Here is a 13315-nt window from a genome sequence, read left to right on the forward strand (position 1 = left end):
AACGGCAGGCTGCTCGACATCGGTAAGACATTGGGGCGCAACGCTGCAACCGGCTGGGAACCGTCGGTGGTCGCGCAATTCACCCGAAACGGGGTGCTCTGGGGCGTCCCGCAGCTTACCGACGCGGGTATCGCGCTGTACTACAACGCCGACCTGACGGCCGCGGCAGGCGTCGACCTCGCGTTGTTGAACCAGCTGCGCTGGAGTCCGGACGACTCCCGTGACACCCTGCGGCCGTTGCTCAAGCGACTCACGCATGACCGCCAGTGGGGCTACAACGCGGCCAACGATCTACAGGGCATCTACCTCAACTACATCGGATCGGCGGGTGGTCGATTCCAGGACGGTGACAGGTTCTCGTTCGACAATCCGCAAGCCGTCGAGGCTTTTCGCTATCTGGTGCGGCTCATCAACGATGACCGGGTGGCACCGCCCGCCTCGGACACCAACGACAACGGCGACTTTTCCCGCAATCAGTTTCTGGAGGGCAGGATGGCACTGTTCCAATCCGGCACGTATAACCTCGCCCAGATCGCGGCGCGCGCGCAGTTCCGCTGGGGCGTGGCGATGCTGCCGGCCGGGCCGGCCGGTCGCATCAGTGTGACGAACGGAATTGCCGCTGCGGGTAATTCGTCCACCAAAAATCCCGACGCGGTGCGAGAAGTGCTGATGTGGCTGGGCAGCCCGCAGGGCAACGGCTACGTCGGCGCCGAAGGGGCCGCGATCCCGGCGGTGCTCGCCGGGCAGCACACATACTTCCAGTACTGGCGGGCCAAAGGCGTCGACGTGACGCCGTTCTTCACGGTCCTCAACGGGCCCCGCATTCCGGCGCCAGGCGGTGCCGGTTTCGCGGCGGGATATGAGGCGTTCAAGCCATACTTCGACGAGATGTTCCTCGGGCGCCTTGACGTGTCCCGAGCGCTGGCGAAGGCACAGGCGGCGGCGAACGCGGCGGCAGCCCGATAGGGCTCAACGCAGCGTTGACGACATCAGCAGCGTCTCGCTGGCGATGGCCGCGCCGCCCACCGCGATGACGATGAAAAGCGTTACGAAGTCCCGCAATTTCGGCCGCGACGGCACCGCGGAAATCTGGCCGGCGCCGCCGCGGGCGGTGATCGCGTCACCCATCTCGTCCGCACGACGCAGCGCGACGGTGATCGCCGCGGTCACCATGTCGATGACCTCGATCGCCCACCGACGACGCCGTGCCCGTCGACTCCGCGGCACCTGCTTGGGCCGCATCCGTCGAGCCGCGTAGAGAACTCGGAACTCGTCGATCAACATCGGGAACGCACGCAGCGCTAGGGCCAGCGCGACGGCCCACTCGTCGACCGGTATCCGCAGCCACCGCAGCGGGCGGCCCAAAGTTGCTATTGCCGGCGCGATCTCGGCGACGTTGGTAGTCCAGGACACCATCCCACCCAACCCCAACAGCACGATCGACAACGCGGTGATCCGCAAGAAGTTCAGCAGCCCGCCGAGCCCGACGTCGATCGACCCAAAGTCGATCACCGGTGGTCCACCGCTGCACGTCGCAGTGGCGCCACCGATCAGCAACAGAACCCACAGCCAGCGCGGCACCGACGGCAACGCGCCCCGCGGAATATGCGCGATCCACGCCGCCAATATCAGCACCCCCGCGACCGCCCCGATCGGCACCCAGCCCGGATAGAACGTCAACAGCACCGAAATACCAAAGACCACAAGGAGTTTGGTGCCCGCCCACAATTCGTGGATCGGCGAGCGACCCGGCACAGGCCGCAACAGTACGACCGGTCGGCGCTGCGTCGGCGCGGTCATGACTGCCCCCCTGCCGTGGCTGGCACCGGCTCCAGCGACCCGTCCCGCAGGTGCAGGATCCGTGGGCACAGGTCCTCGAGACCGGCGAAGTCATGCGAGATCACGATGACGGTCAAACCGGTGCGACGCTGCAGATCCTGGAGCAGCCGCAACAGTCCGCGGGCGCTCGCCGCGTCCAGACCGGCGAGCGGCTCGTCGAGGATCAACGCGCGCGGCGACCGTGCCAGCAGTCCCGCCAGCACCACGCGCCGCATCTCGCCGCCGCTGAGCTGGTCGATGCGCCGTGTCGCCAACCCCGAGTCCAAGCCGACGGTCGCCAGCGCCGACACGACCCGCGCCGTGTCGCGCGGCGAAAACCCCGCCGCCGAAGCCACTTCGTAGTCCACCCGGTTGCGCATCAATTGCAGCCGCGCCGCCTGGAACGACAGCGCGACGGCGCCCACCTGCTCGGACACCGGCCGGCCGCCCAGCAGACACATACCGGTCGTCGGGACCGTCAGGCCGGCCATGATCCACGCCAACGTCGACTTGCCCGAGCCGTTCCCGCCGTGGATCAGTACCCCGTCGCCCTCGTGGACGACGAAGCTGACGTTTCGTAAAGCCGTGGTGGCCCAGGGCGTTCCGCTGGCATACTCGTGCCCGACTCCGATGAGCTCGAGCACCGGCGCGTCGGACCGGTGTACCGCAGCCGTCGCAACCGGCGCAGTGGCGGTCTCCACCATGTCGTTCTCGTCGGCCGAACCGTTGCCGGTCAGCGTGATGGTCCTGTCCGCCAAGGCGGCTTCGTTGTTGTAGTGCGTGATGTGCACCAGCGCCATGCGGTGGTGCTGGCGTAGCCCGGCCAGCACGCCAAGCAGCGCGTCGCGGCCCTGCTGGTCAACCATGCTGGTCACCTCGTCGGCGATCAGCAGTGACGGCTCGCGCGCCAGCGCCGCGGCCACCGCGAGCCGCTGCAATTCCCCACCGGACAGGCCGCCGGTATCGCGCTCCGCCAGCCCATCCAGGCCAACCTCGGCCAAAAGCTTGTCCACATTGATCGTCGTCCCTGGCGGCAACCCCCACACCACGTCGTCAGCGACACGCGTGCCAAGCACCTGGCTTTCCGGGTGCTGCATGATCACCGCGGTGCCGCCGACCTTGCCGAGGCCGACCGCCCCCGGCCTCCCGACGCGGCCCGACGTTGGCTGCCGCCCGGCGAAGATCAGCATCAGCGTCGTCTTGCCGGATCCGTTTGCGCCCGTTATAGCGACGTGTTCACCCGGCTCAACGCTCACCGACACTGGCCCGAGCGCTTCGTGCGTGGCCGCCGGGTACCGGAAGCCAACATCACGCAATCGCACCGGAACCGGCCCGATCGGCCCACGGTCGACCGGCGTCTCCAGCTTGTGGACGTCGGGGATGCCGTAAAGCCGCTCGAGGACGCGCGACAACGCCCACCAGCCGATCAGGCTGACCACTACGACGCTGAGCATCGACGAGCCACCGATCAGCCACTGCCAGTGATGCAGGGCGGTCGCGAAGGCTGTCTTGAGCCGCTCGGCGAGTCCGTCGAGATGCGGGATGTGGGCGATGACCGCGGCGGCGCCGTTGACGTTGGCAGTCAGCGAGTCGAAGATCAGGTGCCGCAGCCGAGACAGCAGCAGCAGGGCGCCCACCGATACGCCGCCCACCACCGCGCCGGCGCATAGGGACGCGATGATGACCGTGAAGGTTCCGCGCCCGCGACGCCTGACGATGCCGGTCAGTCCACCGATGTAGGCACAATGGACGACTGTCGTCAACCCGCCCATGCCCGCCACGAGAAACGCGATCATGCCGCCGGCGACTGTCGCGGCGATCAGCACACGGATGCGGTATCGATACGCCAGCAGGCCCATCGGCACGGGGCCGAGCAGCGATATCCCGGCCGCAAACGGGACGACAACGGCGATGATGGCGGTCGCCGCCGACAATGCGGCCATTACGGACGCTTGGGCCAGTTCGCCGGGTCGCAGCGCTCCGCGCCTCCCCGAACCGGCCAAAGTCATTTCACGATTCTGCCAGCCTCGGCTGTAGGCCTCCCCGCAGCGACACGTTGATCTGCATAGCAAAGCTATGTAACTTAGCTGCATGGCTCCGTCGACTCCCGCCGAGCAACCATCGCTGGGCGTCGATCTGCTCGGCGTCGTCGCCCGACTGAATCGACTGGCCACCCAGCGCACCAGCCTGCCGCTGCCCTGGGCACAGGCACGGTTGTTGTCGACGATCGAGGACCAGGGCTCTGCCCGGATCTCGGACCTCGCCGCGCTCGACCACAGCTCGCAGCCGACGATGACGATGCAGGTGAGGCGGTTGGAGGACGCCGGGTTGGTCACCCGCACCACCGATCCCGACGATGCACGAGCGGTATTGATCCGCATCACGCCTGAGGGCGTTCGCATGCTGAGCCAAGTCCGCGCCGACCGCGCCAAGGTCATCGATCCGCATCTGGGACGGCTTGAACCCCAGGACCGGGAAACGCTCGCGGAGGCCGTGCGGGTGCTGCGCCGATTGCTCGAAGACGCCGGCACCCCGCGCAAGCAAATCAAAGAGAGCTAGACGATGTAGGACGAGTCGCCTTCGCAACAGCTCGGATGACACACGCCACGGGCAGAATTTCACTGGACGACTCATGCACCGGGAAGCAGGTACGGGAATGAAGCGCTCGCTGAACACCTACACCGCCTACAGCATCGGTTGCGCTGTTGTCTGGGCGGTAGTTTTGGCAGTTGTCGCGGCCGTTGGCAGGAACCACACCGTGCACACATTCGTCTTGGTCTTCTTCGGTTGGGTCATCGGGTGGTTGTCAGCCACCATCGCCAGAGTTGTGTACCCGCCGCCCAAGTCGCGAGCGCGCTGAAATATCACCGAGCCGGCCACCCCGGCCACCCCGTCACCCCGGCCAGCCCGGTCACTGTCGGCAGCGCGGGCCGAGAGCTGCCGCCACAGCCCGCCGCGGCGGGCCGCTACAGCGCGAACGCGTAGAACTGTGTCTCCTGATCCGGTGAGAAGTTGTCGTCTGTAACGAGCACCACCGACTGGCGCCCATCGGATAGCTTCGGGCCCAGCGTGATGCCCTCGACGTTGTCCAAAGGTTGCACTTCGGGAATCGTCGACAGGTCAGCCACCAAGGTCTTGCTCATCGGGGTCAACGGTGCGCCTTGCAGCGACGGCCGGTCGAGGACGTCGTCGGTGCCGGCAACGCTGGCGCGGTAGATGCGGGCGACGTTGCGGGTGCCGTGCGACCGCTCGATCACGAGGAACGTGTCGTCGTCGAGGGCCACCAGGTCCGACAGCCCGTTGTCTTCGCCGGCCGGTGCGGTGATCGGGTCGAGTGGATAGGCGTACTGCGCCGTCGCGGCCCCGGTCGCCACGTCGAATTTCGTGATGCGGGTGAGCGCGCCTTTGTCGGCGGTCGGTGGCTCGCCGTCGTCATAACGGGGCCACTCCATCGCCGCCCACACGAACCGTCCGCTTGGCGTCAGCGTCAAGCCCTCGAGAGTGCGGTTTCGCCGAGGGCCGGTCTGCTGCGCCGACATCGCCAGCATCGGCGGCATTGTGAATTCGCCGCGGTACGTCCCGTCCAGCGCGCAGATGCGCACCCATGGGTTGATCAGCACCGACTCATCCGGCGCACGCTCCCCCTCGCTGGACCAGTACAGCTGGTGGCGGCGACCGTCGAATGCAATCCCTTCGGGATCGAGTGACCCGAACGGATAGACATGACCTCGCGGGTCGAGCAAGGGCTGCGTGCCGACGAACTGGACGTCGTGAAGCTGATTGTCGGCCAACGGAATCCGCACGGTATAGAACCGCGCCGGACTGCGCTCCGAGCGGTCATCGCTGATCACGTAATACAGCTGCTGGCCGGAGTCGTAGCTGAGCCCCGACAAGCCGCCGACCGTGGTGCCTTCGAAGCTGAAGCCGTGTGGAAGCTGGGTTTTGCCGAGAAGGGTCAGGTTCGGCTGCCCATGAGCGGGCATGCATGCCGCGAGTGTCAAGCAGGCCGCGAGCACAGCGCGGCGCACCGTTGCGCTCAGACGGTCGATCCGATCAGGTGCCCGACGATGTAGGTGGCGGCGATAGCGACCGCCCCGAACAGCAACTGACGTCCCGACGCCCACCAGATCGGTCTGCGGGTGAACCGCGCGCCGACTGCGCCCGCGATGACCAACCCGGCTGCGCCGCACACCATGCCGGCCGCCAGGGAATCGAAGCCGAGCAGATAAGGAATCAGCGGGATGATCGCGCCCACCGCGAACATGGCGAACGACGAGCCGGCCGCCACCCACGGCGATGGCTTCTCCTCCGGGTCAATCCCCAGCTCCTGCACGATGTGCACGTTGAGGGCCCTGTCCTCGTCGCGGTGGATCTCCTCGGTGGCGGTCCTCGCGGTCTTCTCGCTCATGCCCAGATTCACCAGCATGCTGACAAGCTCTTCCTCCTCCTCTTCGGGGTAGGCACGCAGGGCGCGGCGCTCGACATGGACCTCAGAATCGATCTGTTCGTTGGCGGTGGTAACCGACGTGTACTCGCCAAGCGCCATCGAGAATGCCCCGGCGAGTAATCCGGCGATGCCGCTCACCACCACCGCGTGGGTGTCGGCGCCCGCCGCCACGCCTGCGATCAGCGCGGTGTTGCTGACCAATCCATCCATCGCGCCGAACGAGGCCGCCCGCAGCCAGCCGCCCGTGACATCACCGTGTTTGTGATCAAATTGATGTGGCAGACGCTGTGTCATGGCGCTATCTAACGCCACCGATGCGCGGGATTTCGACTAACGCTGGCCTGCGTTGCCGAAGTCACGTTTGCCCAGGCGTCGGGCGGGTTACCGTCGAGTATGACCACCACTTCGGAGCACCTCCGTAATGCGTTGGACGGCCGCTGGCGGGACGTGAAGATCCGATGCCGCGAGCAGATGACGAACGAGGTGTTCCGTCCGCATTACACGCCGAACACCGTCATCGCCCGGACGAAGGTGATGGAGCAGCTGCGGATCATCGCCGCGCACGGGGGTGCCGAGGACGGGTTCCGCAAGGAGCATGGCGGCACCGGCGACGTCGGCGCGGCGGTGACGACGATCGAAATGCTGGCGATGTCCGACCTGTCTCTGATGGTGAAGGCGGGCGTGCAGTGGGGCCTGTTCGGCGGCGCGATCGACAATCTCGGTACCGAGCGGCACCACGAGGCGTATGTGCGCCCGACCATCGACCTCGATCTGGTCGGCTGCTTCGCGATGACCGAGACCGGACACGGCAGCGACGTGCAGTCATTGGAGACGACGGCCACCTACGACCACGACACCGACGAATTCGTCATCCACTCCCCCACGCCTACGGCACGCAAGGACTACATCGGCGGCGCGGCCGAAACCGCCACGATCGCAGCGGTATTCGCGCAGCTGATTACCGCCGGGCCGGGTGAAGAACCGAAGAGCCATGGCGTGCACTGCATCCTGGTGCCGATCCGCGACGACGAGGGGAACGACCTGCCGGGCGTCACGACATCGGACTGTCAGTACAAGGGTGGCCTGCCCGGCGTGGACAACGGGCGCATCGTGTTCGACCACGTACGGGTGCCGCGCGACAATCTGCTGAACAAGTACGGCGACGTCGCACGGGATGGCAGCTACTCGTCGCCGATCGAAAACCCGAACCGCCGCTTTTTCACGATGCTCGGCACGCTGATCCGCGGCCGGGTCGCCGTCGGCGGTAGCGCGGCAAACGCCGCCCGGGTCGCACTGGACATTGCGACTCGATATGCATTGCAGCGCAGGCAGTTCAAGGCACCGGATTCGGAGGAAGAAGTGCTACTCATGGACTACCTCCTGCACCAACGGCGGCTCTTCCCGCTGATCGCGCAGTCGTACGCGCTGCAATTCGCGCAGAACGAGCTCGTCTCCAAATTGCACGAGCTGCAGACCATGGAGGAGCCTGACCCCGAGGAACAGCGAGAGCTGGAGTCGCGCGCGGCAGGGCTGAAGGCTGCCAATACCTGGCATGCCACCCGTGCCATCCAGGAGGCGCGTGAAGCATGCGGCGGCGCAGGCTATCTCGCCGAGAACCGGATTATCGGCCTGCGCGGCGACACCGACGTGTTCACCACGTTCGAGGGCGACAACCACGTGCTGACGCAGCTGGTCGCCAAGGAGCTACTCACCGCTTATGCCGACGATATTCGCGGGATGAGCCCCGTCGAGTGGGTGCGGTTCGCGGCCGAGACGGTCAGCGACCGCGTCATGAAACGGACTGCGGCACAGCCCATTATCCAGATGCTGATCGACGCACGCGAGGACAACGAGGAGGAAGGCAGCCTCTTCAACCGCGGCACGCAGCTCAAGATGTTTGAGGACCGCGAGAACTACCTGCTTTCGACGGTCGCGCGCCGGCTGCAGCGACGGACCAGGGAGATGGACGCGTTCGACGCGTTCAACGAGGTACAGGATCACGTGATGCACGCCGCCGCCGCGCATATCGACCGCGTGATCCTGGAGGCGTTCATCGCCGGCATCGACTCGTGCGAGGGCGAAGAGGCCTGCAAGGTGCTCGACATGGTCTGCGACATGTACGCGCTCTCCGTCATTGAAAGCGACAAGGCCTGGTACATCGAACACCGCTATATCTCGACCGAGCGCGCCAAGGCCATCACGCGTGGGGTCAACGAACGCTGCCGCACGCTGAGGCCGTACGCCGAGACGCTCGTCGACGCGTTCGGGATCCCCGAGCAGCTGCGCTACGCCGCGATGCTCGACCCCGAGGAACTGCTCAACGGCTAAGGCAGTTTCTGTCGGTGGTCGACGGCAGACTAACTGCATGACCAGCGACGGCATGGAGTTCAACGGGCGCAGTGCCCTGATCACCGGCGGCACTCGTGGTATCGGCAAGGGTATCGCCGACCGCCTTCGCGCCGGCGGAGCGACGGTATTGGTGGCGGCGCGTTCGGCGCCGCCGACGGGTTCGCGTGATGACGTCATAGTGGCCGATGTCACGATGGCCGACGGGATCGACGGACTGGCGGCCGAGGCACTGCGTCGGCTAGGCGGCGTCGATATCGTCGTTCACAACGTCGGTGGCTCGCCGCAGACAGAGGGCGGAGCCGCGACGCTCACCGATGACGACTGGCAATCCGCGATTGACCAGAACCTGTTGGCGGCCGTCCGGCTGGATCGCCGGCTCATTCCCGGAATGGCAGAACGCGGCTCGGGCGTGATTATTCACATCACCTCGATACAACGGCGCGCTCCCCTGCCGACGACGATTCCGTACGCCGCGGCCAAGGCGGCGCTCACGAACTACAGCAAGGCACTGGCTAATGAGCTGGCGCCGAAGGGAATCCGAGTCAATGCAGTCGCGCCCGGGTTCATCGAAACCGAGGCGGCCGCCGAGATGGTGCGCCGGATCGCCGAGATCGAGGGCGTCGACCGTGATGCTGCGCGGACCCGCATCATGGAGTCGATCGGCGGGATTCCGATCGGCACCCCGGGACGCCCGGAAGACGTCGGCGAGCTGGTCGCATTCCTGGTGTCTGACCGCGCTGCATATATCACCGGGGCCGAGTACGTGATCGACGGCGGCAGCTCACGCAGCGTCTGACGGCGCTACCGGTTTGGGATCGCGTCCAGCGCCTTGAGCTTGCCGTCGGCGTCGAGCTGGAAGCGGACCTGTGCGATGCCGGTGGGCCGTCCCGGTTGGTCGCCACCCTGCTGCCACTGGTACTGCACCGTCACGGTGTCATGGCCGGCGGCGATGACGGTGGTGTAGGGCCGCGGGTTCGGAGTGGCGGTGCCCAACGTGGTGTTCTTGTTGAAGAGCAGCAGCTGCTGCGGCGCCGCGTCGTCGCCGCCCGCGCTGACCTGGACCCAGTACAGCCGGCAGTCTTTGGTGTGGCCGTTGGCGATCTCATGCCAGCTTGCGCCGTTCTGTGGCGGCGGTAGGCCGTGGATCGCGGCTGCAACGGTGTCGACGGCCGGGCCGTCGGTCGGCTTGCAGATGTCGGGTTCGGGCGGCGGCGCGCCCGGCGGTTTCCATCCGCATCCCGCCGCGACGAGCCCGAGCAACAGCAAAACCGCGACCAGTCGGCGGGAATTCACGCCATCCATTCAACTCGAGAATCCCAGCAGAAAGACGGCACCCGCTAGCGCCGGATGCGCAGCGCCGACCAGCATCCGTCGGGACGAAGCTGAGAAGGTGTTCAGGCTCTCTCAGCGGATTCTTGGGTCGTCCGGTTCATGCTCGGGGCATGACTGAACCAACTGAGCCTGGGACTGAGCCAACAACTTCAGCGGTCGAGCCGCGTGCCGCCGAGCCGCCGAGCCGTTGGCATCGGCGCGACGGGATCTTCCGGGTTGCCGCCCTAGTCGTTGCCACGGCCGGCATCGTCTTCATCGGCGCAGTGATCTTCTGGACCGGTCTCATGTTAGGTGGCGAACTCGGTGACCACCAGGGACATGAGGGTCGCGGCGATTCGCACCAGGAGGCCGAGATGTCGCATGACGGTCAAACGATGGAGCAGGGAGAGTCCCGCGACAACGGTGATGAAAACCGTCCAACCCTCCCAACCGGCCCTTCCATACCGTCTCATCCATAGTTAAGTAAGACTGAGACGCCGCTGACGTCCCAGATGGCGGCTGCGATGTTGCCGTGGAACGGCTGCAGCGGTTGTCGCCTCGAATGCTGCAGCTTTGATCGAATGACTGTAGCGGATTGTCCCAATAACGACCGCGGAGAGTTCGATGGCTGCAGAAATATTTTGCCGAGGCAATCATTGATCGCCTAGCGTTGAACGCGCGGTGATGTTTCTCACCGGAGAACCGTTCCTCCCGCGCAGCGCGGATGATCTCGCCGCCCGCCCCAGCCCAGCTGCGGCGTCGTGATACTAAGCCGAGCCCGAGTACGTGTCCTTGCACGCTATGGGCGTTCTTCGTGCTGACAATCCGCTCCGGACCGCGGCTCCGACGGAGGCGTGTGGGCTGGTTCGCTGAATCGGCGAAATTGCCGCGGGCGTTCAGTACATCTGGCAGGATTTTCCGCGGGGATATTGGACGACTCGCCTCGGGGGGTTTCATGCCGAAGGCACAGCTGACTAGTTTGCTCACCGAACCACGGGCGGCGTACCTGGGTGATGTGGCCACGACCCGCCGTGGCGTTCCCGATCCCTGCATTACTCTGCCGATTTTCGCAGTTCCGACCGTCGTCGTCTTTCTTGGCTCGGCGACGGCATGGGGCGCGGCGACAACGGTTGTACTCAGTGATGCAAGCCGCTGGTTCTTGATCATGACAATTCCCACGCAGGCGTTCGTGATGTTCGCGATGTTCAACGTCTTCCATGAGTCAGCGCATCACGCGGTCAGCCAGGTGCCTCGGGTCAACCAATTCTTTGGCCACGCGTCGATTCCATTCGTCTCGGTGATAGGTACATTTCCGGTTCTGAGGTACATCCACCTCGAACACCACCGCCACACCAACGAGGACACGGGTAGCGATCCCGATGCTTGGGCTGCGACAGCTCCGCGCTGGCTGCTTCCGGCCCGCTGGTCGGTGATTGATGCTCACTACGCGTTGTTTTATCTATCTCGTATGCGCTCCCGCCCACGCGGGGAGGTCATGGGCGGCGTTGCCAGTGCGGTTGCGGGTATGGCGCTGATGGCCATCGTCATGGCTTCGGGCCACCTGCCCGAGTTGATCTTGATCTACCTGATACCGCAGCGCATCGCGCTGGTCGCCCTCGCCGCCTTGTTGGACTGGCTCCCACATCACGACCTCGAGGGCACCGCCACAACCGACCGTTTCCACGCCGCGCGGGTTCGCGTGGGCTGGGAGCGCATCATGAATCCGCTGTTGTTCTGGCAGAACTATCACCTGGTGCATCACATTCATCCGGCAATTCCGTTCTACCTCTTAGTCAGAGCGTGGAAGAACACCGAAGCCGACTACCTCGACCGAAACGTGCCGATTAGCACGGCCTGGGGGCGCCAACTGACGCGCTCGCAGTATCGTGCTTGGCGCAGGACCACATCGTCTTACGGCGCTGCTGACGCAGTCGAACAACGGGATTGGCCACGATGCAACCGTTTTCACTCCTTGCGTGTCGCTGAGACCCGAAGGCTCACGGCTAACTCGGTGTCGATCATCTTCGATGTTCCCGCCGAATTGACCGACCTGTACCAGTTTGAGCCGGGACAGAGTCTCGCCATCCGCGCGTTTATCGGTGAGCGCGAAGTGCGACGCAACTACTCGATCTACACGGCCGCCGGTTCGGGTCTCCTTGGTATTGCCGTGAAGTGGCTTGCGGGCGGGACATTTTCGCGATACGCAAACACGATGCTGCGCGCGGGCGATGAACTCGACGTGATGCCGCCCTCGGGGCTATTCACGTTGACGCCCGCGCCGGCAAGGGGCCGAACGATCGGCGCCATCGCTGGCGGTAGCGGAATCACACCGATTATTTCGATCCTGGCCAGCGCTCTCGCCGCCGAACCCGAAACGTCCGCGACACTGCTCTACGCCAACCGAGATAGCGCTTCGGTGATGTTTGGCTCCGAACTCACGAAGCTGGCGCGCCGGTTTGAGGGCCGCTTGAGAATCACTCATTACCTTTCCCGCGGTGCTCGTACTGATTTCACCGTTGAGTCGAAAGCTTCAGAGGTGGCCTACGAACGGGTCCAGGCAGGACGGCTCACCGCGAGCCGGCTGGCAACGCTGCTCGATTCGTTAAGCGGCCAGTACGCGGTTGACGAGTGGTACATATGTGGGCCAGAAGGTTTGGCCAGAACGGCCACCCACGCGCTGAGCGCCCGACATACACCGGCCCATCGGATCCACCGCGAGCTATTCGTTTCGACGAATCGGGCCCTACGCGCTCCGAATGTTCAGGTGGTCCCCGCTTCAGTCACGGTGACGATGAACAGGTCGACAACCGAAACGACCGTGGCCGGTGACGAGTCGCTGCTTGATGCGGCCTTACGCGCTGGGGTGGACGCACCGTATTCATGCAGTGGTGGTGCATGCGGAACATGCAAGGCCAGGCTGCTCCGTGGCACCGCCCATATGGAACAGAATCACGCCCTTAACGACGATGACCTCGCGAATGGGTGGATTCTCACCTGTCAATCTCGGCCGACCGCGCGCCTTCTCCATGTAGCCTACGGTCCTTGAGGCGGCACAAGCTCGTGGGCCCGCTATCTGCGCGCGAGCACTCGAAAGCCGCGCCGCCGACGGCGAAAACGAACTTTTGGTGCTGATTCATCTAGCCCACGTATCGACGTTCGTTCGGTCAGCCTGACTGTGGTTTGGCCGCCGCTGGCAGGCCACAAAGCTTCGCATTTCGTCTTCGTAGCTGGCCGTCCAGGCCCGTGCCCTCGCCCAGGGTGCTCGCCGCGAAGTAGCCCTTGATACACCAACGCGTCACAACGAATCACCGCCGGCCGGAGGCGAGAAAATTCATTGCTGTAATTCCGCAATGATGGTGACGAACCTTACTACAAGGGGAATCGCTCCCT

At 65.1% G+C, this 13315-nt stretch carries 10 protein-coding genes; 5 read left to right on the forward strand and 5 right to left on the reverse strand.

Annotated elements, in window-relative coordinates:
* The coding region (locus VE759_RS12530) for an extracellular solute-binding protein (protein ID WP_324932546.1) at window positions 1–966 on the forward strand (966 nt) is incomplete at its 5' end.
* 3 nt (window positions 967–969) lie between these two features.
* On the opposite strand, the gene VE759_RS12535 is transcribed toward VE759_RS12530, so the two are convergent.
* The gene (locus tag VE759_RS12535; protein WP_324932549.1) at window positions 970–1800 is read right to left on the reverse strand and encodes an energy-coupling factor transporter transmembrane protein EcfT; all 831 of its coding nucleotides are present in this window, start codon (window positions 1798–1800) and stop codon (window positions 970–972) included.
* Complete coding sequence (locus tag VE759_RS12540; protein WP_324932553.1) at window positions 1797–3827, reverse strand: DUF2232 domain-containing protein; 2031 nt, start codon at window positions 3825–3827, stop codon at window positions 1797–1799. The genes VE759_RS12535 and VE759_RS12540 overlap by 4 nt, the downstream gene beginning before the upstream one ends.
* Window positions 3828–3909: 82 nt before the next feature.
* Between VE759_RS12540 and VE759_RS12545 the strand changes: the two genes are divergently transcribed.
* Window positions 3910–4377, forward strand: coding sequence for a MarR family winged helix-turn-helix transcriptional regulator (locus VE759_RS12545; protein WP_324932556.1), 468 nt, complete (start codon window positions 3910–3912; stop codon window positions 4375–4377).
* A gap of 407 nt (window positions 4378–4784) precedes the next feature.
* On the opposite strand, the gene VE759_RS12550 is transcribed toward VE759_RS12545, so the two are convergent.
* Together VE759_RS12550 and VE759_RS12555 are read right to left on the reverse strand one after the other, a co-directional pair.
* Window positions 4785–5801, reverse strand: coding sequence for an esterase-like activity of phytase family protein (locus VE759_RS12550; RefSeq protein ID WP_324932560.1), 1017 nt, complete (start codon window positions 5799–5801; stop codon window positions 4785–4787).
* Window positions 5802–5854: 53 nt separating this feature from the next.
* The gene (locus tag VE759_RS12555; protein ID WP_324932563.1) at window positions 5855–6559 is read right to left on the reverse strand and encodes a VIT1/CCC1 transporter family protein; all 705 of its coding nucleotides are present in this window, start codon (window positions 6557–6559) and stop codon (window positions 5855–5857) included.
* Between the two features lie 99 nt (window positions 6560–6658).
* On the opposite strand from VE759_RS12555, the gene VE759_RS12560 reads away from it, so the two are divergent.
* Both VE759_RS12560 and VE759_RS12565 read left to right on the forward strand, forming a co-directional pair.
* A complete protein-coding gene (locus tag VE759_RS12560; RefSeq protein ID WP_324932566.1) occupies window positions 6659–8593 on the forward strand; it encodes an acyl-CoA dehydrogenase in 1935 nt (644 codons plus the stop codon).
* Window positions 8594–8630: 37 nt separating this feature from the next.
* Window positions 8631–9410 (forward strand): SDR family oxidoreductase, encoded by a 780-nt coding sequence (locus tag VE759_RS12565; RefSeq protein WP_324932569.1) that lies wholly within the window; start codon window positions 8631–8633, stop codon window positions 9408–9410.
* A gap of 5 nt (window positions 9411–9415) precedes the next feature.
* Here VE759_RS12565 and VE759_RS12570 read toward each other — a convergent pair whose 3' ends face one another.
* Window positions 9416–9880: an LppP/LprE family lipoprotein gene (locus VE759_RS12570; protein ID WP_324932846.1), complete on the reverse strand. Its 465-nt coding sequence runs from the start codon at window positions 9878–9880 to the stop codon at window positions 9416–9418.
* A gap of 1000 nt (window positions 9881–10880) precedes the next feature.
* Between VE759_RS12570 and VE759_RS12575 the strand changes: the two genes are divergently transcribed.
* On the forward strand, window positions 10881–12971 hold the full coding sequence (locus tag VE759_RS12575) for a fatty acid desaturase (protein WP_324932572.1): 2091 nt from the start codon (window positions 10881–10883) through the stop codon (window positions 12969–12971).
* Window positions 12972–13315: the final 344 nt, after the last annotated feature.

Origin of the sequence: Mycobacterium sp. (assembly GCF_035640695.1) — a bacterium.
Taxonomy (GTDB): Bacteria; Actinomycetota; Actinomycetes; order Mycobacteriales; family Mycobacteriaceae; genus Mycobacterium.

Excerpts from the sequence above, each read along its gene's own strand:
- VE759_RS12535 (WP_324932549.1), bottom strand. The coding sequence starts at position 1,800 with ATGACCGCGCCGACGCAGCGCCGACCGGTCGTACTGTTGCGGCCTGTG.
- VE759_RS12540 (WP_324932553.1), bottom strand. The coding sequence starts at position 3,827 with ATGACTTTGGCCGGTTCGGGGAGGCGCGGAGCGCTGCGACCCGGCGAA.
- VE759_RS12545 (WP_324932556.1), top strand. The coding sequence starts at position 3,910 with ATGGCTCCGTCGACTCCCGCCGAGCAACCATCGCTGGGCGTCGATCTG.
- VE759_RS12550 (WP_324932560.1), bottom strand. The coding sequence starts at position 5,801 with ATGCCCGCTCATGGGCAGCCGAACCTGACCCTTCTCGGCAAAACCCAG.
- VE759_RS12555 (WP_324932563.1), bottom strand. The coding sequence starts at position 6,559 with ATGACACAGCGTCTGCCACATCAATTTGATCACAAACACGGTGATGTC.
- VE759_RS12560 (WP_324932566.1), top strand. The coding sequence starts at position 6,659 with ATGACCACCACTTCGGAGCACCTCCGTAATGCGTTGGACGGCCGCTGG.
- VE759_RS12565 (WP_324932569.1), top strand. The coding sequence starts at position 8,631 with ATGACCAGCGACGGCATGGAGTTCAACGGGCGCAGTGCCCTGATCACC.
- VE759_RS12575 (WP_324932572.1), top strand. The coding sequence starts at position 10,881 with ATGCCGAAGGCACAGCTGACTAGTTTGCTCACCGAACCACGGGCGGCG.